Origin of the sequence: Cupriavidus metallidurans CH34 (assembly GCF_000196015.1) — a bacterium.
In the GTDB taxonomy this organism is placed as follows: Bacteria; Pseudomonadota; Gammaproteobacteria; order Burkholderiales; family Burkholderiaceae; genus Cupriavidus; species Cupriavidus metallidurans.
Map to the genome: position 1 here is coordinate 1,956,371 of NC_007974.2, position 18,125 is coordinate 1,974,495.

At 66.3% G+C, this 18,125-nt stretch carries 17 protein-coding genes; 15 read left to right on the forward strand and 2 right to left on the reverse strand.

The window, feature by feature from the left end; genetic code table 11:
- The first annotated feature begins 71 nt into the window (after nt 1-71).
- Both fliK and RMET_RS26895 read left to right on the forward strand, forming a co-directional pair.
- On the forward strand, nt 72-1,415 hold the full coding sequence (fliK, locus tag RMET_RS26890) for a flagellar hook-length control protein FliK (protein ID WP_011519662.1): 1,344 nt from the start codon (nt 72-74) through the stop codon (nt 1,413-1,415).
- Entirely contained in the window at nt 1,412-1,687 is a 276-nt protein-coding gene (locus tag RMET_RS26895) for an EscU/YscU/HrcU family type III secretion system export apparatus switch protein (RefSeq protein WP_011519663.1), read from the forward strand. Before fliK ends, RMET_RS26895 begins: the two co-directional genes overlap by 4 nt.
- A gap of 70 nt (nt 1,688-1,757) precedes the next feature.
- Here the strand turns inward: RMET_RS26895 and fliE are convergent, their stop codons facing one another.
- A complete protein-coding gene (gene fliE, locus RMET_RS26900) occupies nt 1,758-2,078 on the reverse strand; it encodes a flagellar hook-basal body complex protein FliE (RefSeq protein ID WP_011519664.1) in 321 nt (106 codons plus the stop codon).
- A 369-nt stretch (nt 2,079-2,447) separates the two neighbouring features.
- Here fliE and fliF point away from each other — a divergent pair, with 369 nt between their 5' ends.
- The 9 genes from fliF (at nt 2,448) to RMET_RS26945 (ending at nt 12,935) form a co-directional block, all read left to right on the forward strand.
- Nucleotides 2,448-4,139, forward strand: a complete 1,692-nt coding sequence (gene fliF / locus RMET_RS26905) for a flagellar basal-body MS-ring/collar protein FliF (RefSeq protein ID WP_011519666.1) — start codon at nt 2,448-2,450, stop codon at nt 4,137-4,139.
- The gene (gene fliG / locus RMET_RS26910; protein WP_011519667.1) at nt 4,126-5,139 is read left to right on the forward strand and encodes a flagellar motor switch protein FliG; all 1,014 of its coding nucleotides are present in this window, start codon (nt 4,126-4,128) and stop codon (nt 5,137-5,139) included. Before fliF ends, fliG begins: the two co-directional genes overlap by 14 nt.
- Nucleotides 5,126-5,962 carry a flagellar assembly protein FliH gene (gene fliH, locus RMET_RS26915; RefSeq protein WP_011519668.1) on the forward strand — a complete coding sequence of 279 codons (837 nt, stop codon included), beginning with the start codon at nt 5,126-5,128 and terminating at the stop codon, nt 5,960-5,962. The genes fliG and fliH overlap by 14 nt, the downstream gene beginning before the upstream one ends.
- Nucleotides 5,955-7,415 (forward strand): flagellar protein export ATPase FliI, encoded by a 1,461-nt coding sequence (gene fliI / locus RMET_RS26920; RefSeq protein WP_011519669.1) that lies wholly within the window; start codon nt 5,955-5,957, stop codon nt 7,413-7,415. Before fliH ends, fliI begins: the two co-directional genes overlap by 8 nt.
- The gene (fliJ, locus tag RMET_RS26925) at nt 7,408-7,860 is read left to right on the forward strand and encodes a flagellar export protein FliJ (protein WP_011519670.1); all 453 of its coding nucleotides are present in this window, start codon (nt 7,408-7,410) and stop codon (nt 7,858-7,860) included. The genes fliI and fliJ overlap by 8 nt, the downstream gene beginning before the upstream one ends.
- 15 nt (nt 7,861-7,875) lie before the next feature.
- Nucleotides 7,876-9,363: a flagellar hook-length control protein FliK gene (locus RMET_RS26930; protein ID WP_011519671.1), complete on the forward strand. Its 1,488-nt coding sequence runs from the start codon at nt 7,876-7,878 to the stop codon at nt 9,361-9,363.
- Nucleotides 9,364-9,545: 182 nt separating this feature from the next.
- Nucleotides 9,546-10,580, forward strand: a complete 1,035-nt coding sequence (locus tag RMET_RS26935) for an alpha/beta fold hydrolase (RefSeq protein WP_011519672.1) — start codon at nt 9,546-9,548, stop codon at nt 10,578-10,580.
- 66 nt (nt 10,581-10,646) lie between these two features.
- Nucleotides 10,647-11,309, forward strand: coding sequence for a DNA oxidative demethylase AlkB (gene alkB / locus RMET_RS26940; RefSeq protein ID WP_029310014.1), 663 nt, complete (start codon nt 10,647-10,649; stop codon nt 11,307-11,309).
- Between the two features lie 156 nt (nt 11,310-11,465).
- Nucleotides 11,466-12,935 (forward strand): SLC13 family permease, encoded by a 1,470-nt coding sequence (locus tag RMET_RS26945; RefSeq protein WP_029310013.1) that lies wholly within the window; start codon nt 11,466-11,468, stop codon nt 12,933-12,935.
- A 51-nt stretch (nt 12,936-12,986) separates the two neighbouring features.
- Here the strand turns inward: RMET_RS26945 and RMET_RS26950 are convergent, their stop codons facing one another.
- Nucleotides 12,987-13,277, reverse strand: a complete 291-nt coding sequence (locus RMET_RS26950; protein ID WP_322790412.1) for a helix-turn-helix domain-containing protein — start codon at nt 13,275-13,277, stop codon at nt 12,987-12,989.
- 248 nt (nt 13,278-13,525) lie between these two features.
- Here RMET_RS26950 and araD point away from each other — a divergent pair, with 248 nt between their 5' ends.
- The 4 genes from araD to RMET_RS26970 all read left to right on the forward strand — a co-directional run bounded on the left by araD (nt 13,526) and on the right by RMET_RS26970 (nt 18,022).
- On the forward strand, nt 13,526-15,265 hold the full coding sequence (araD, locus tag RMET_RS26955) for an L-arabinonate dehydratase (RefSeq protein ID WP_029310012.1): 1,740 nt from the start codon (nt 13,526-13,528) through the stop codon (nt 15,263-15,265).
- A gap of 7 nt (nt 15,266-15,272) precedes the next feature.
- Nucleotides 15,273-15,992, forward strand: a complete 720-nt coding sequence (locus RMET_RS26960; RefSeq protein ID WP_011519677.1) for a ribonuclease activity regulator RraA — start codon at nt 15,273-15,275, stop codon at nt 15,990-15,992.
- A gap of 79 nt (nt 15,993-16,071) precedes the next feature.
- Nucleotides 16,072-17,040, forward strand: coding sequence for a Bug family tripartite tricarboxylate transporter substrate binding protein (locus tag RMET_RS26965; RefSeq protein WP_011519678.1), 969 nt, complete (start codon nt 16,072-16,074; stop codon nt 17,038-17,040).
- Nucleotides 17,041-17,083: 43 nt separating this feature from the next.
- Complete coding sequence (locus RMET_RS26970) at nt 17,084-18,022, forward strand: 2-hydroxyacid dehydrogenase (RefSeq protein WP_011519679.1); 939 nt, start codon at nt 17,084-17,086, stop codon at nt 18,020-18,022.
- Nucleotides 18,023-18,125: the final 103 nt, after the last annotated feature.

Consider the following 18,125-nt stretch of genomic DNA (forward strand, 5'->3'; position numbering starts at 1 on the left):
GCGCCCCGCGCGGCGCCAATGCGGCGCCTTGAGCTCATGCATCCGTAACGCCCCATGTCACGGCCCGTTCCATGTCGATTCCGATTCATTCCCAGCCTGACGCTGGCCAGCTCGCACGTAACGACCTGCTGACACAGCGCACGGCGCTGGCGGTCGACAAGCTGGCCGCGCTGATGCCGGTCCAGGACACGAACGAGACCAGTTCGCGTGACACCAGCACCGATCTCGGCACCGCTGGCCGCGTGCCCGGTGCGCGGCCCGGCGAAGCATCGGCCGGCAATACCGCCGGCGCCGTCGTCACTTCGACGCGCGAAACGCTGAGCTTCGCAGCGCGCACGATCCTCGACCTGTTCGCGAATGCCGACGAGGCCGCCGCCGCGCTAAAGTCGACCACACCACTCGCCACGCGCACGGAAATGCAATCCGCGCCGCTGCTGGCCACCAAGCTTGCCAGCCTGCTCGACCAGAGCGGCATGTTTTATGAAGCGCATCTCGCCGAATGGGTGAGCGGAGCGCGTACGCTCAAGGACATCGCACGCGAGCCCCAGGCCGTGCTGGCACGCGCCACCGCCAACGGCGCCAACCCGCCCGCTCCTGATGAGCCACTGCGCCAGCTGCTGGCGCTGCCCTATTCACCTCGGGCCGCCGATGCGGCGCGTGCGACGATGCTTGCTGCCGTGGACCTTCCCGACGCACCGGATGGCGACGCCACCGGCCGGGCGGGAAACACCGCACATGGCGCGGGTACTGCCAACGGAACGGGCAGCGCAGGCGGCATGGCCGCGAATCGCGCCGCGGAGGTTTCGTCATTCGGCCGTCACCCGCCGGTCACCCGCACCATCACCGTCGGCGATCCGATTCCCGCACCCGACGGCGCACGCACGCAATCGCTGCAGGCAGCCCAGTCGTATGCCAGCGTTGCCGACGCGGGCAACGCGCCACGCGCGTCTCTGCTGGCCACGCATGCGTCGTCGTCCGAACCGCCCGCCGCACCGCCCCCAGCGCAAGGCCAGATCGTGCACCCGGCGACAGAGGGCCTGATGCGCCAGCAACTCGAACTGCTGGCCGCCCAGCAGTTCCGCTGGCAAGGTGAAGCCTGGTCAGGTACGCAGATGTCATGGGAAGTGTCGCCGAATCCGGTCGACGAGGATGGATCCGGCACGCAGCACCAGGCGCGGAGCTGGACCACACGGCTGGTCGTGCAGATGCCAGGCATGGGCATGGTCGAAGCCAGTGTGACGCTATCGCCATCGATGCTGGACGTGCGAGTCAATGCGCCGCTGGATGACACTGTCGCAAGACTTAGCGCAGCCATTCCCGATCTGCACGGGCGTCTGGCGGCCAGCGGCTTCGTGGTGGGCCAGATCACGGCACGCGCCGATACGGCGCCAACGGAAGCGGGAGTCCCGTCATGAGCGACACGTCGCGCGGCGCCGCGGTGGCGCTGTCATATGAAGAAGGCGAGAAGGCCCCACGCGTGGTGGCCAAGGGCTACGGCGTCACGGCCGAATCAATCATCGCCCGCGCCCAGGAAGCCGGAGTCTATGTCCACAATTCTCCGGCGCTGGTCAACCTGCTGATGCAGGTGGACATGGACTCCCAGATTCCACCCCAGCTCTATCTGGCGGTGGCCCAATTGCTGGCGTGGCTGCATCAGATCGAGGATGCCACGGTCAGCCAGGGTTGATCCGGCGCATCGCCGGATCCTTGCTGAATACGCCCGGCCAATTGATTAGGCCGGGCGATCCTGATCGTCATCACACGGGCATGTTCATCATTTCCTGATACGCGGCGGTCAGGCGGTTACGCACCTGCACGGCGGTCTGGAACGAGATGTTGGCCTTCTGCATGTCGATCATCACGTCGTTGAGCGACACACCAGCCTTGCCCATTTCGAATGCCTCGGCCTTGCCGTAGGCACGGTCCTGCGTGGCATTCAGGCGTTGCAGCGAGCGCTGCAGCTCGCCCGCGAAGCTTTCGGTTGCCGCCGATGCCTCCTGGGGCGCGGCGCCGCCGCCGGCCACCTGCGCGGTGGCGCGCATTTGCTGGAGCATGCCCTCGATGGAAGAAATGGTCATGACGCGTCCGGGTCCTTGAACTTGAAGAGAGAGGCGAACGGACGACGCGCCCAATGAATCACACATCATCCAGTTTCAGTCCTCGCACTGTACCCATCCGCCCGTGCCGGCCAAAGCACGAAATCGACGGGAAAACCTCCCCTATTCAGCCGATTGTCGTTGGCCCTTCTGCCCGATCATCGCTACCGTGCCGGATCTGGCGGAACAGCCGCGACCATTGCAGCCCGCCCCCGGCCATGAACATCAACTATCGCGGGGAGTGCGCGTGTTTTTTCTGCAGCGTGATTTGAGCCGTGCCGGGAAGATTAACGGCAGCAAAGGCCAGAGTGGCAAGGGCGAATTTTGCCTCGCCAAGCCGGAGACGCGCGCATGAACGCGACCGCAACCCTGCCGAACGGCACGGCCCTGCTCGAAAAGGTCAAGGCCAACCCGCGCCTGCCCATGATGCTGGGCGGCGCCGCGCTGGTCGCCGCTATCGCCGTGGGTGTGATGTGGTCCCGCGCGCCGGACTACAAGGTGCTCTATTCCAATCTGTCGGAGCGTGACGGCGGTGCCGTGATCCAGTCGCTCCAGCAGATGAACGTGCCCTACAAGTTCGCCGAAGGTGGTGGTGCGGTCATGGTGCCGGCCGACAAGGTGGCCGAGACGCGCCTGCGCCTGGCCAGCCAGGGCCTGCCGAAAAGCGGCACGACCGGCATGGAACTGATGGACAACCAGAAGTTCGGCATCAGCCAGTTCGCCGAACAGGTCAACTATCAACGCGGGCTGGAAGGCGAACTGGCCCGTTCGATCGAATCGATCGGCGCGGTGCAGTCGGCCCGCGTGCACCTGGCGATTCCCAAGCCCACGCTGTTCGTACGTGAGCGCCAGAAGCCCACCGCCTCCGTGGTGCTGCAACTCTACCCGGGGCGCGCCGTCGATGAAGGCCAGGTGGCCGCGATCACGCACCTGGTGTCTTCCAGCGTGCCAGAACTGACGCCGAAGTCGATCTCGATCGTCGACCAGCAGGGCAACCTGCTGTCCGGCACCAACGATCGTTCGCTCGATGCCAGCCAGCTCAAGTACGTCCAACAGGTCGAGCAGGGCTACGTCAAGCGCGTGGAGTCGATCCTCGCGCCGATCCTCGGCAAGGACAACATCCACGCCCAGGTCACGGCCGATGTCGATTTCTCGTCGGTCGAACATACCGACGAAAGCTACAAGCCGAACCAGGACCCGACCAAGGCCGCGATCCGCAGCCAGCAGACCAGCGAATCGAACTCGCAGGGTGGCACGCCTGTAGGTGGCGTGCCCGGCGCGCTGTCGAACCAGCCGCCAGCCGCCGCCGCCGCGCCGGTCACCACGCCGCAACCGCCGCGCCAGCCCGGCCAGCCGAATCCGCCCGCACAGGCCAACCAGCCCGCGCAGACGACCCAGACGACCCAGACGGCCGAGAAGACCGGCCCGAGCAACAGCCGCCGCGACTCCACCACCAACTACGAACTCGACCGCGTGGTGCGCCACGTGCAGCAGGCAGCAGGCGGTGTGAAACGTCTGTCGGTGGCCGTGGTGGTGAACTACCGCACCAAGGTCGATGCCAAGGGCAAGCCGGTGACGGAAGCGCTGTCGGCCAAGGAACTGGCCCAGATCGAAAACCTGACCAAGGAAGCGATGGGCTTCTCCGCCGACCGCGGCGACTCGCTGAACGTGGTCAACAGCCCGTTCACGAGCGACATCAAGACGGAGCCGGAAGTGCCGGTGTGGAAGCAGCCGCAGATGATCGACCTGGCCAAGACCGGCGTCGGCTACCTGCTGCTGGCCCTGCTGGCCGTGTTCCTGTGGTTCAAGGTCGCGCGTCCGGTGCTGCGCAAGTACACCGCGCCGCCGTTGCCCGCGCCTACCGAGACGGCAGCCGCCACCGAAGCCGTTCTGCTGCCGCCGGAAGAAGAAACCAATCCGGAAGTGCTGCGCCTGGCCGCGAAATATGAAAGCGATCTCGCCCTGGTGCGCGACGCCGCGCAACGCGACCCGCGCCTGGTCGCCAGCGTAATCAAGACTTGGATGGCAAATGACGAAGGCTAACAAGGGAGTGCCCGAAAAGGGCCTGCAGAAGAGCGCCATCCTGATGATGGCCGTGGGCGAGGATGCAGCCGCCGAAGTCTTCAAGCACCTGTCGCCGCGCGAAGTGCAGCAACTCGGTTCGGCGATGGCCAACCTGTCATCGGTGACGCGCGAGGAAATGTCCGAGGTCCTGTCCGAGTTCCGCAACGAAACCGAGCAGTACCTGGCGCTGGACGTCGATTCGAGCACGTTCATCAAGAGCGTGCTGAACAAGGCGCTGGGCGAGGAGCGCGCGCTGTCCGTGATCGAGGACATCCTCGAATCGCGCGATCCGGGTGGCGGCATCGACTCGCTGAACTGGATGGATTCGACGTCGGTGGCGGAACTGATCAAGGATGAACACCCGCAGATCATCGCCACGATCCTGATCCACCTGGACCGCCAGAAGTCTTCGGAAGTGCTGGGCTTCTTCACCGAACGCCTGCGCAACGACGTGATCCTGCGTATCGCCACCTTCGGTGGCGTGCAGCCGGGCGCGCTGCAGGAACTGACCGACGTGCTGACCAAGCTGCTGGCCGGCCAGAGCCTGAAGCGCAGCCGCATGGGCGGCGTCCGCACGGCGGCCGAGATCATCAACCTGATGAGCACGGCGCACGAGGAAGCGGTCATCGACGGTGTGCGCACGCACGACGCCGACCTGGCGCAGAAGATCATCGACGAGATGTTCCTGTTCGAGAACCTGCTGGAAATCGAAGACCGGGGCATCCAGCGCGTGCTCAAGGAAGTGGCCACCGAATCGCTCATCGTCGCGCTCAAGGGCGCGCCGCAGGAGCTGCGCGACAAGTTCATCCGCAACATGTCGACGCGTGCCGGCGAGATGCTGCGCGAGGACCTCGAGGCGCTGGGACCGGTGCGCGTGTCGCAGGTCGAGGCCGAGCAGAAGGCCATCCTGCAGGTCGTGAGACGTCTGGCCGAGGCCGGCGAAATCCAGATTGGCGGAGGCGACGATGCCTACGTTTGACCGCGGTTTTTCCGCTGGCCGTGGCCCGGGCCACGGCGATCCAGGGTTCTTCGGCGCGCCCTCCACGGGCACAACCGGCGGCCTGACCAACCTGCACGAGAGCGACGACGGCTTCCAGGGCTTCCAGCCCCCTGCCCGTCCACGCTCGCGCGGCGAAAGCTGGCAGCGTTGGCAAATGGAGTCGCTGGATCCACGCGATGTCCTGCGCAAGGCGCTGGCGGCGCAGTTGCCCGCCGAGCCCCCACCGCCCCCGGCGATCGATTTCGAAGCGCTGGACGCGATGCGCGACGGCGCCCGCAAGGAGGGCTACGCGCAGGGCTACAACCAGGGCCAGACGCAAGGTTATGGCGATGGCCACCGCGAAGGCTACGCACGCGGGCTCGAAGCGGCACGCAATGAAGCGGCCCGCATGCAGCAGCTTGCCGCCAACTTCCGCGACGCGCTTGGCCGCGTCGACAACGATATCTCCAACGCGCTGATCGGCCTGGCCCTGGACGTGGCCCGCCAGCTCGTGCGCAAGACCGTCGAGCTCGATCCGGCCGCATTGCTGCCGGCTGCGCGGGAACTGCTGACCGCCGAGCCGCCGCTCTCCGGCGCGCCTTGCCTGCTGCTGAACCCGGAAGACATCGCGCTGGTGGAAACACACCTGAGCGGCGAACTCGAAGCCGCCGGCTGGACACTGCGGGCCGACCCGTCGATCGCGCGCGGTGGCTGCATCGCCAGCGCCGCAAGCGGCGAGATGGACGCCAGCCTGTCCACGCGCTGGCAGCGCGTGGTCAAGGCGCTGGGCCGCAACGATCCGTGGGAGCCGCCCCATGCATGACGAGCCAGCGCAGGCCACCGCGCCGGACGCCCCCGCCGCGCACGTCGGCCGCTGGCGCGACGCACTGGCAGCCGCATCGGCCGGCGTCAGCGACATTGACAGCAAGCGCACCTGTGGCCGCCTGACGCGTGCCGCGGGACTCGTGCTGGAAGCCGTGGGGCTGCGTCTGCCCGTGGGGAGCGACTGCCTGATCGAACTGCCCACCGGACAGCATTCGCATGGCGGCCCACGCACGGCAGAAGCCGAAGTGGTCGGCTTTGGCGCGGACCGTCTTTACCTGATGCCGCAATCGGACGTGGCCGGCCTGGTACCGGGCGCGCGCGTCTATCCGCTGGAGCCGTCGCCGCTGCCCAACGGCATCATCGGCGCCGGCGCGCCGCGCGAGCAGGGATCGAAGCGGCTGCCGGTTGGCGATGGCCTGCTCGGCCGTGTGCTCGATGCAGCCGGACGGCCGCTCGATGGCCTCGGCCCAATTACCGCCGCCAGCGAAGTTCCGCTGGCCGGCACGCAGATCAACCCGCTGACACGCGCGCCGATCGAAACCGTGCTCGACACCGGCGTGCGCGCGATCAATGGCATGTTGACCGTCGGTCGCGGCCAACGGATGGGCCTGTTCGCCGGTTCCGGCGTGGGCAAGAGCGTGCTGCTGGGCATGATGGCACGCTACACCAATGCGGACGTGATCGTGGTCGGCCTGATCGGCGAACGCGGCCGCGAGGTGAAGGAATTCATCGAGAACATCCTCGGCGAGGAAGGCCGCAAGCGTTCGGTGGTGGTGGCCGCGCCGGCCGACACCTCGCCGCTACTGCGCATGCAGGGCGCTGCCTATGCGACGCGCCTGGCCGAGTATTTCCGCGACAAAGGCCAGCACGTGCTGCTTATCATGGACTCGCTGACCCGTTACGCGATGGCGCAGCGCGAGATCGCGCTGGCCATCGGCGAGCCGCCCGCCACCAAAGGCTACCCGCCCTCGGTGTTCGCCAAGTTGCCGACGCTGGTGGAACGCACCGGCAACGGCCCCGAAGGCGGCGGCTCGATTACCGCGTTCTATACGGTGCTGACCGAGGGCGACGACCAGCAGGATCCGATCGCCGACTCCGCCCGCGCCATTCTGGACGGCCATATCGTGCTATCCCGCAGCCTTGCCGAAGCCGGCCACTATCCGGCCATCGACGTGGAAGCTTCGATCAGCCGCGCCATGACTGCGCTGATCGACGCGCCGCAGTTTGCCTCCGTGCGGCGTTTCAAGCAGTTGATGTCGCGCTACCAGCGCAACCGCGACCTGATCAGTGTCGGGGCCTACGTGCCCGGCAGCGATCCGGAGCTCGATCTCGCGATTCGCATGTATCCGCGCATGGAGGCCTTCCTGCAGCAGGACATTCACGAACGCGCCGGCTACGACGCCTCGATCGCCCAGTTGCACGATCTCTTCGAGAGGACGCATCATGGTTAAGCACAATCCGCTGAATACTCTGGCCGATCTGGCCCAGGACGACACGGACAAGGCCGCGCGCGAACTGGGCCGTCTGCAGGGGCTGCGCACCCAGGCCGAGCAACAGCTCAACGCGCTGACACAGTACCGGCAGGAGTACCGGATCCGGATGCAAGCGATCGCCGCCGAAGGCATGTCGTCGAGCCGCTGGCACGACTTCTCTCGCTTCCTCGATTCGCTTGACCACGCCATCCGTCAGCAGACCAATGCGCTGGCCAAGGCCGAGGCCGACCTGCTGGCCGGACGCGCAAACTGGCAGCAGCAGAAGCGCCGCCAGAACTCGTTCGATACGTTGATCACGCGGGCGGAAACACGCGAGCAGCAAGTCTCCGCCCGGCGCGAGCAGCGCGCCAACGACGAATACGCGGCCCGCATCGCCCGCCAGCCGGCGGCCGGCCGAACCTGATCCGACGAAGAGACCATGATCGATATCAGCCAGCTTATCGGTAACACCGCCAACGCCGCCCTCAAGACCCTGACGCAGTCCAACGCCGCCAGCACCGCCGCCGCGGACGCCAAGGCATTCCAGGACGCGCTTTCGCGCGCGCGTGATAGCGCCCCGCAGAGCGCGCAACCGGTCGCCAGCAAGCCCAGGGACTCAAGCCAGACCAGCGCGCCGAAGGAAGACGCATCGCAAAACACGCGGCAGCAGACTACGCAGGCCAGTACGTCGGGCGCTTCCAGCACACCGCAGCAGAAAGACAACGGCAAGACCAACGCCACGACCGGCAAGAAAGACGACAGCACGCAAGCCAGCGACGATGGCTCGACACCCTCGAGCGACGCGCAGGCTGCCGCAGCAGCCCTGGCCGCCGCGATGCTGGCACAGCAGGCCGCGCCCGCCACGACGGCACTGACCGGTGGCGCGGCCGCTGATGCAGCCGCCAATGGTGCCGGATTGGCCGGAGCCAACGGCCTCCCGCTCGCCGCTCAGACGGCCGCCACCACGACCGCTACGCAAGCAAACCCGGCGACCGACGCCGCCACGCTGCTGGCTCAGGCCGCCGACGCGCAATCGGCCACGACTACCGCGGGCACTGCCGCCAAGGGGACCACGCCAAGCCCGGCGGACACGCTGGCCACGATCGCCCAGCAGCGCGCGGCTGCGCAGAACAGCACGCCGACCGCCGCTGACAAGATCGCCGCCGCGCTCAACAACCCGGCACAGACGGGCACACAGACGGGCGCGCAGGACGCACGCGGCCAGAACGCTGGCCAGCAACAGACCGGCCTCGGCCACGGCGCGCAACCGACCTTGCAAGCCGACACGACGCAAGCCAGCCAGACGCCCATCGCCACGCCATATGCCATGGCACAGGCCAGCGCACGCACGGGTGAAGGCACCGACACCGGCGCCACGAATCCGAGCAGCGCTGCCATGCTGGCATCGGCCCTGTCCGCGCAATCCCAGACGAACGCCGCACAGGCCACAGCCGCCGCAGCAGCGGCACGCCCGGCAGTCGCACCGAATCTCGGCGACAGCCAGTGGGCTCAGGCACTGGGCCAGCAGATGGTGCGACTCTCCACGCAAGGCAGCCAGACCGCCGAACTCGACCTGAACCCGCCGAACCTCGGCCCGCTCAAGGTCGTGCTCAATGTGGTCAACGATCAGGCCCAGGCCCAGTTCGTCTCTCCGCACCAGGCCGTGCGCGCCGCGGTGGAAGCCGCGCTGCCGCACCTGCGCACGTCGATGGCCGAAGCCGGTATCCAGCTTGGCCAAACGTCTGTCGGCAGCGATGGTTTCGCCCAGGCTGGCAACGGCGGCCAGCAGCAACAACGCCAACCGGGCAGCGGCAGCGCATTCGCGCAGGCCGCCGGGCTGACGCAGGATGCGCCAGTCCAGGCAACGGCGGCAGCGCCTCGCGCACCGCGCGTGCTGGCGCGTGGGGAAGTCGATACGTTTGCCTGATTCGACTGCCTCACGGTTTCCCCCTCTCTCCCATTTCATGAGAGAGAGGGGGAACACAACTCGCGCTTGATGCGTGCGCCGGCACGCACGCCTTCGCCCACGAAGGCCGAGGGGCCGCCCAAGCACGACATGGGCATTTGTGCGACGATTCCCCTCCCGATCCGCACGCCCCCTTGCGCACCATGCTCAAAGTCCGTCCGCTGCTGCTCGCAGCCATCGCCCTCTCCGTCCCACTCGCCCAAGCTGCCCACGCTGCCCAGACCGCCGATAGCGGCCCGGCCTACGGTCCCCAACTCGAGGGATTCGATTACCCCTATCCGGTTCAGCAATATCGCTTCAGTTCGCAAGGGCAGCCGCTCGAGATGGCCTACATAGACGTCAAGCCGGAGAAGCCGAACGGCCGCGCCGTGGTACTGCTGCATGGCAAGAATTTTTGCGCTGCCACGTGGCAGGAGAGCATCCAGCAGCTCACCGCCGCCGGCTACCGCGTGATTGCCCCCGATCAGATCGGCTTCTGCAAATCGACCAAACCGCCGCATTACCAGTATTCGTTCCAGCAACTCGCGCGCAATACCCACGATCTGCTGGCCTCGATCGGCGTGCACGACGTCACCGTAATCGGCCATTCCACGGGCGGCATGCTGGCGATGCGCTATGCATTGATGTATCCGAAGGAAACCGCGCAACTGGTGCTGGTCAACCCGATCGGCCTGGAAGACTGGAAGGCCAAGGGCGTGCCGTCGCTGTCGGTGGACCAGTGGTACGCGCGCGAACTCAACGTGACAGCCGACCGGATTCGCAATTACGAGAAATCGACGTACTACGTGAACCAGTGGAAGCCCGAGTACGAGCCCTGGGTGCAGATGCTGGCCGGCATGAACCGCGGCCCGGGCAAGCAGATCGTTGCGTGGAACTCGGCACTGCTCTACGACATGATCTATACGCAACCCGTGGTCTATGAGATGAGCGCGATCCAGGCCCCGACCCTGCTGATGATCGGAGACCGGGACACCACCGCCATCGCCAAGGACGCCGCGCCGCCAGACGTGCAGGCGAAGCTCGGCCACTACCCCGAACTTGCGAAAGCGACGGCCAGGGCGATTCCGAACACGACACTGGTCGAATTCCCCGACATGGGCCACGCGCCACAGATGCAGGATCCGCAGGCGTTCCACAAGGCATTGCTGGAGGGGTTGGCGAAGGTGGGTGGCAAGTAGGCGTGACGGGCGGGTGAACGGCAACTGCGATCCCGGGTACCATCCCAGGTACCCGAAATGCCCGCCATGACCTTCGACCTCTTCGACGCCCTTCCCGCCGATTCCAACGCCCCGCCTGCCGTGGAGACGCTTGCGCCGGGCGCCGTGGTGTTGCATGGATTCGCGCGGGATGCGGGGCCGGAACTGCTCGCCGCCGTGCAGACGATCAGTGCCGAGGCGCCGTTCCGCCATCTGATCACGCCGGGCGGCCTGCGCATGTCGGTGGCCATGACCAATTGCGGCGAGCGTGGCTGGGTGTCCGATCGCACCGGGTATCGCTACGATGCGGTCGATCCGGAGTCAGGACGGCCGTGGCCGGCCATGCCTGCCGTGTTCCGGTCGTTGGCCGAACACGCGGCGGAAGCGGCTGGCTATCCCGGTTTTGCACCCGATGCCTGCCTGATCAACCGCTATCTGCCGGGCACGCGCCTGTCGCTGCATCAGGATCGCGACGAACTCGATCTGCGCGCACCGATCGTTTCTGTCTCAATGGGCCTGCCGGCCGTCTTCCTCTGGGGTGGATTGCGTCGCGCCGACCGGCCGGGCCGATTCCGGCTCGCGCATGGTGACGTGGTGGTCTGGGGTGGACCATCCAGGCTGGTCTTCCACGGCATCGCCCCGCTGGCCGACGGCGATCATGCGTTGACCGGAAGCGAGCGAATCAACCTGACGTTTCGCAAGACCCGCTAAGCAAGACCGCCAAGCAAGACCCAAGACCCGCCAATGACGCGGGAGTGCATGGGCAGTTGCCTGCACAGTAGGACAACCACTACGATAGCGGCACCGCACCATCATCAGAACAAGGCCGGCGCCACGTTGCGCCCGGCAGCCAGCGAGACAACCCCGATGTCAACCTCTCCCGGCCATACCGGCCAGCCCGACAACACCGCGCCATTGCAGGAAACCCCATCACCCAAACCTGCGCCGCTCGGCGGCCGGCCCGCCGATTCGATCCGCGCGGCATTGCTGATCGCCGCGTGCATCAGCGTGGTATGGATCGCAGGGCAGTGGCTGCAGGCGCCGCCTGCGCTGATCTGGGCCGGCGCGCTGGTGTTGTCGACGGTGTGCTGCTGGGCAGTCGGGGCGCTACCTGAGCCCACCGCCACACTGCTCTTCTTCCTTGCCGCGGTGGTGTTCCATATTGCCCCGCCAAAGGTGGTGTTCTCGGGGTTCACATCCACCGCGTGGTGGCTGATGTTTGGTGGCGCCGTCACCGGCGTGGCGTTGCGCAACACGGGACTGGCGCTGCGGCTGGCCGACATCATCTTCCACAAGCGCGTTGGCACCTATCCGCAGGTGATCACCACGGTGGCGCTCAGCGCGGTGGGCCTGGCCTTCCTGATGCCCTCCACCACGGGCCGCGTGCTGCTGCTGATGCCGATCGTGCTGGCGCTGGCCGACCGCCTTGGCTTCGCGCCCGGCTCCAACGGCCGCATCGGCATGGTGCTGACCGTGGCGGCCGCGAGCTACATGCCGCCTACGTCGATCCTGCCCGCCAATATTCCGAACAGCGTGCTCTTGGGCGCTGCCAGTTCGCTCTATGGCATCAACCTGAGCTACGGCAGCTATCTGCTGCTGCACTTCCCGGTGCTCGGCGTGCTGAAGACCGTGGTGCTGATCTGGGTAATCTGCCGCATGTTCCCGGACAGCGGGCCGATCGCGCCGCAAGCCGCCAGCGTCCGCACGCAGATGGGGCCGCAGGAGCGCGCGCTGGCGATCATCCTGGCGCTGGCCGTGGCGGGCTTTGCCACGGATGCCTGGCATGGCGTATCGCCCGCGTGGATCTCGCTGGCTGCGTGCATCATCTGCCTGCTGCCGGGCATCGGGCTGGTATCACCCAAGGCCATGACCGAGCAGGTCCACCTGGTACCGCTGATCTACGTGGCTGGCTTCCTGGGGCTGGGCGCGGTGGTCGAATCGACGGGCCTGGGCAGCGCGATCAGCGCGGGGCTGCTGCACTGGCTGCCGATGACGCCCGGCCACACCGCGGCGAATGTCGGCACGATTGGCGCGATGGGCGCGGTCATCGGCATGTTGTCCACGCTGCCGGCCCTGCCGGCCGTGCTGACGCCACTTGCCGCCGATCTGGCGAAGGCCACCGGATTGCCGCTTGAATCCGTGCTGATGCTGCAGGTGCCGGTGTTCTCCACCGTATTCTTCCCGTACCAGTCACCGCCGATCATGATCGCGATGCAACTGGGCGGCGTGGGCCTGCGGCACGGCACGCGCCTGTGCCTGACCATGGCGGCCATCACGATCGTGGCGCTGCTGCCGCTGGACTATCTCTGGTGGCGCCTGCTGGGCTACCTGCCCTGAACCACCCAGCCCCCTAACCTGACAACCGCACAACCGCACAACCTCACGACCTCACCACTCCAGCCTGTCGATCTCCGCGTCGCTCAAGGTGGTGCCCGGCTTGGGGTCCAGCTTGTCGTCCGGCTTGTCATCCAACGCGCGCGGCTCCACGAACAGGTCGAGGTCATAGGCTGCCAGCAGCGCCAGCAGTTGCGCCACGCTGATCGTCTCGGGGTTGAGTTCCAGGTGCGAAATGCGGCTCTGGCTGATGGCCAGCCGGGCTGCGGCATCTGCCTGGGAAAGCCCGGCGATCTTCCGCGCGCCCTGAAGCACCTGGCCGAGCTGCTCGCTGCTCGAAATCACGACTCTCGACATCATTGATTACCGAGAAATGAATATCTGAAATCTATCAATTTCGCGATATTCATGACAAATTTTCACGCCCGATGCGCCTTGAATGTGGAGCATAGGGCGAATTTTCTGTCGCGCAATCCCAACCGCCACATATCTGACTTGCATTGACGCCCGGTTGCGTCGGTGAGTACACTGTGCCAGCCAATAGTCGTATGACAACTGACGACTATGACGAATACCAACGTGGAAGAGACAAGATGACGGCTCACAGAAAGACGCCGGACGCACTCCGCAGCGCGCGCTGGTTCGCGCCTGACGATCTGCGCTCATCCGGGCACCGCTCACGGATCATGCAAATGGGCTACTCGCCCGATGAATGGATGGGCAAGCCGCTCATCGCCATCATCAATACGTGGTCCGACATCAACCCGTGCCACGCGCACTTCAAGCAGCGCGTGGAAGACGTCAAGCGCGGCATCCTGCAGGCCGGTGGTTTCCCCGTGGAGCTACCGGCCATTTCTTTGTCCGAGAGCTCGGTCAAGCCGACCACCATGCTCTACCGCAACCTGCTGGCGATCGAGGCCGAGGAGCTGATCCGCTCCCACCCGATCGACGGGGCCGTGCTGATGGGTGGCTGCGACAAGACCACGCCGGGCCTGCTGATGGGCGCCACCAGCGCCGGCGTGCCGGCGATCTACGTGCCGGCCGGGCCAATGCTGCGCGGCAACTACAAGGGCACGGTGCTCGGCTCCGGTTCCGATGGATGGAAGTACTGGGACGAACGCCGCGCCGGCAACATCAGCAAGGCCGAGTGGATCGGCATCGAGGGCGGCATCGCGCGCAGCCACGGCACGTGCATGACGATGGGCACCGCCAGCACGATGACGGCGATCGCCGAAACCATTGGCATGACGCTGCCGGGTGCGTCGTCGATTCCGGCGGCGGACGCCAATCATATCCGCATGTGTTCCGAATCGGGTCGCCGCATCGTGGAGATGGTCTGGGAAGACCTGACGCCCGCACGCATCCAGACGCACCGTGCGTTCGAAAACGCCATCGCGGTGGCCATGGCCATGGGCTGCTCGACCAACGCGATCATCCACGTCATCAGCATGGCGCGCCGCGCGGGCCATGACATCGGTCTCGACGATTTCGACCGCATGAGCCGCCACGTGCCCGTGATCGCCAACATTCGGCCCAGCGGCGACAAGTACCTGATGGAAGACTTCTTCTACGCGGGCGGGCTGCCCTCGCTGATGGGCCGTATCCGGGACAAGCTGCATCTCGACACGCTGACCGTCACCGGCCGCACGCTGGGCGAGAACATCGCCGGGGCCGAGGTCTACAACGACGACGTGATCCGCACGCGCGACAACGCGCTCTACCAGGAAGGCGCGCTGGCCGTCCTGCGCGGCAACATCGCACCGGACGGCTGCGTGATCAAGCCGAGCGCGTGCGAAAAACGGTTCTTCAAACATACCGGTCCGGCGCTCGTGTTCGACGACTACCCGTCGATGAAGGCAGCGGTCGAGGACGAAGACCTCGACGTTACGGCCGATCATGTGCTGATCCTGCGCAATGCGGGGCCGCAGGGCGGGCCAGGCATGCCCGAGTGGGGGATGCTGCCGATTCCGAAGAAGCTCGTGAAGCAGGGCGTGCGCGACATGCTGCGCATGTCCGACGCGCGGATGAGTGGCACGAGCTACGGCGCCTGCATCCTGCACGTGGCGCCGGAAGCGTACATCGGCGGGCCGTTCGCGCTGGTGCAAACCGGTGACCTGATCACGGTCGACATCGACCGGCGCAGCATCCATCTGGAAGTCTCCGACGAAGAGCTCGAACGCCGCCGCGCGGCATGGCAACCGCCGCCGCCCCGCTACTCGCGCGGCTACGGCTGGATGTTCTCTCGCCATATCCGCCAGGCCAACGACGGCTGCGATTTCGATTTCCTGCAAACCGACTTCGGCGAAGCCGCCGGCGAACCGAGCATCTACTGAACCCGCCATGTCCGAGCTCACCCCTGCCCTGCGCGCCGCGCTGAAAACCGTCAGCACCGCCACGCTGTGCACCGCGCTGTTCAAGCGCGGGCTGCGCAACCAGTTCATCCAGGACGTGCGGCCGATCCAGTCCAACCCCGGCACGATGGTCGGCGAAGCGTTCACGCTGCGCTATATCCCGGCGCGCGAGGACCTGAATCCGATCACCGTGTTCCAGGACCCGAACCATCCGCAACGCCAGGCCATCGAGCAATGCCCGCCCGGCGCGGTGCTGGTCATCGACAGCAGGAAAGACGCGCGCGCCGCATCCGCGGGCTCGATCCTGGTGACCCGACTGATGCAACGTGGCGGCGCCGGCATCGTGACCGACGGCGGCTTCCGCGATTCTCCTGAAATCGCGCAGATGGCGATGCCCGCCTATCACCATCGCCCATCTGCCCCGACCAATCTCACGCTCCACCAGGCGCTGGAATTCAACGTGCCGATCGGCTGCGGCGATGTGGCGGTGTTTCCCGGCGATGTGATCGTCGGCGACGCGGAAGGCGTGGTCGTGATCCCGCAGGAAATGGTGGAGGACATCGCCGCCGAAGCGGTGGAGATGACCGCGTTCGAGGACTTCGTGACCGAGGAGGTACGCAAGGGCCGCTCGATCATCGGGCTGTATCCGCCCACCACCGAAAAAGCGCGCGAGGATTTCGCGGTCTGGCGGAAGGAAAACAGGCGGTAACGCGTTCGGTCTCCCCTCTCCCACAACGTGGGCGAGGGGAGCGCATCACAAACGATAACGATAAAGATCGGGAGACCCCATGTTGAAGACAGCCCGCCTTGCCGTGGCGCTTTGCGCCGCCACGCTCTCCGTCACCGCCCCCGCGCAGACGAACTGGCCCACACGCGCCGTGACAATCATCGTGCCGTTCACCCCCGGTGGCGGCACTGACATCGGCACGCGCCTTGTAGCCCAGCGCCTGTCGCAGCTCTGGGGACAACCGGTGGTCGTCGACAACCGCCCCGGCGCGGCCGGCAACGTTGGCCTGGAACTCACCGCGCGCGCCAAACCCGATGGCTACACGCTGGTGGCGGGCAACGTCGGCACGCAATCGATCAATCCGTTCCTGTACAAGAAGCTCTCCTACAACCCTGACGGCTTCGTCCCGGTGACGATGATGGCCGAGTTGCCATTTGCGCTCGTGGTCACGCCGGGCCTGCCCGCGAATACGCCGAAGGAACTCGTGGCGCTGGCCAAGGCCAAGCCGGGCAAGCTAACGTTTGCCAGTTCAGGCACCGGCGGCTCGCCGCATCTGTCTGGCGAGATCTTCAAGGCGGCGACCAGCACCGACATGCTCCACGTCCCATACAAGGGCGGCGGTGCGGCGATGACCGACCTGATGGCCGGCAACGTCGACATGTTGTTCGCGTCGATCCTCGAAACTACCGGCCACGTAAAGGCCGGCAAGCTGCGCGCGCTGGCCGTGACCGGCACTGTGCGCTCGCCGTCGATGCCAGATGTGCCGACGCTGGCCGAAGCCGGCATCCAGAACGCGGAGTCGGGCTCATGGGTGGGACTGCTGGCGCCGGCCGGCACGCCGAAGGAGATCGTCGACAAGATCGCCGCCAGCGTGAAGCAGGTGGTGGTCATTCCCGACGTGAAGAAGCAACTCATTGAGCAAGGCGCGATTCCAGTGGGCAATACGCCGCAGCAGTTCGCCGCCATCATCGCCCAGGACCGAAAGCGTTATGCAAAGATCATCGCCGATAATCATCTGAGCGCGGACTAACCCGCACCCAGCCAAAACACCGATAACACAGGACTCTTCTCGCATGAAACCCCGCCTCCTTCAGCATGGCCGACTCCCGGAAAAGACCGAAGCCCAGCTTGCCGAGCAGTTCGATATCCATCCGTTCTGGGCCGAGACCGATCCCGCCGGCTATCTGGCAAAACACGGTGGCGAGTTCGTGGCGATGACCACGCGCGCCGCGATCGGCGTCGATGCCGCGATGCTGGCCGCTCTGCCGAACCTGCGCGTGATCTCGAGCTTCGGCGTGGGCACCGACAAGCTCGATCTGGAGACGGCCCGCGCGCGCGGCATCGCGGTCGGCTACACGCCGGACGTGCTCAACGACTGCGTGGCGGACACCGCGTTCGCGCTGCTGATGGACGCCGCGCGACAGGTCAGCGCCGCGGACCGCTTCGTGCGGCGCGGCGAATGGCCCAAGGGCCCGTATCCGCTGACCACGCGCGTCAGCGGCAAGCGTCTGGGCATCGTCGGTATGGGCCGCATCGGACGGGTCATCGCCAGGCGTTCGATCGGATTCGACATGGAGGTGCGCTACTTCGGCCGCAAGCCGCAGGACGGTGTCGACTACGGTTTTGAGCCGTCGCTCGAAGCCCTGGCGAGCTGGGCGGACTTCCTGGTGGTAGCGACGTCGGGTGGCCCGTCCACGCGGCACCTGATCTCGGCCAGCGTGCTGGAGGCACTCGGGCCGCAGGGCTATCTGATCAACATCGCACGCGGCACGGTGGTGGACGAAGCCGCGCTCGTCAGCGCGCTGACCGACAAGCGCATCGCGGGCGCAGGGCTCGACGTGTTCGAGCGCGAGCCGCACGTGCCCGAAGCATTGTTCGCGCTCGACAACGTGGTGCTGCTGCCGCACGTGGCCAGCGGCACGCATGAGACCCGTGCCGCCATGGCCGATCTGGTATTCGACAACCTCCAGAGCTTCTTCGCCACCGGCGCGGTGCTGAAATCCGCCGTCTGACTTCGCGATCCGAAGTGTAGCCGGGTCGACACCAGGCAGAAATACTGCGCGCCCCGGCCCGGACTACACTGGCATCCCACATCTTCATCGCCCTAACGGAACG

Coding starts and splice junctions, on each gene's coding strand:
- fliK (WP_011519662.1), top strand. CDS start 72: ATGTCGATTCCGATTCATTCCCAGCCTGACGCTGGCCAGCTCGCACGT.
- RMET_RS26895 (WP_011519663.1), top strand. CDS start 1,412: ATGAGCGACACGTCGCGCGGCGCCGCGGTGGCGCTGTCATATGAAGAA.
- fliE (WP_011519664.1), bottom strand. CDS start 2,078: ATGACCATTTCTTCCATCGAGGGCATGCTCCAGCAAATGCGCGCCACC.
- fliF (WP_011519666.1), top strand. CDS start 2,448: ATGAACGCGACCGCAACCCTGCCGAACGGCACGGCCCTGCTCGAAAAG.
- fliG (WP_011519667.1), top strand. CDS start 4,126: ATGACGAAGGCTAACAAGGGAGTGCCCGAAAAGGGCCTGCAGAAGAGC.
- fliH (WP_011519668.1), top strand. CDS start 5,126: ATGCCTACGTTTGACCGCGGTTTTTCCGCTGGCCGTGGCCCGGGCCAC.
- fliI (WP_011519669.1), top strand. CDS start 5,955: ATGCATGACGAGCCAGCGCAGGCCACCGCGCCGGACGCCCCCGCCGCG.
- fliJ (WP_011519670.1), top strand. CDS start 7,408: ATGGTTAAGCACAATCCGCTGAATACTCTGGCCGATCTGGCCCAGGAC.
- RMET_RS26930 (WP_011519671.1), top strand. CDS start 7,876: ATGATCGATATCAGCCAGCTTATCGGTAACACCGCCAACGCCGCCCTC.
- RMET_RS26935 (WP_011519672.1), top strand. CDS start 9,546: ATGCTCAAAGTCCGTCCGCTGCTGCTCGCAGCCATCGCCCTCTCCGTC.
- alkB (WP_029310014.1), top strand. CDS start 10,647: ATGACCTTCGACCTCTTCGACGCCCTTCCCGCCGATTCCAACGCCCCG.
- RMET_RS26945 (WP_029310013.1), top strand. CDS start 11,466: ATGTCAACCTCTCCCGGCCATACCGGCCAGCCCGACAACACCGCGCCA.
- araD (WP_029310012.1), top strand. CDS start 13,526: ATGACGGCTCACAGAAAGACGCCGGACGCACTCCGCAGCGCGCGCTGG.
- RMET_RS26960 (WP_011519677.1), top strand. CDS start 15,273: ATGTCCGAGCTCACCCCTGCCCTGCGCGCCGCGCTGAAAACCGTCAGC.
- RMET_RS26965 (WP_011519678.1), top strand. CDS start 16,072: ATGTTGAAGACAGCCCGCCTTGCCGTGGCGCTTTGCGCCGCCACGCTC.
- RMET_RS26970 (WP_011519679.1), top strand. CDS start 17,084: ATGAAACCCCGCCTCCTTCAGCATGGCCGACTCCCGGAAAAGACCGAA.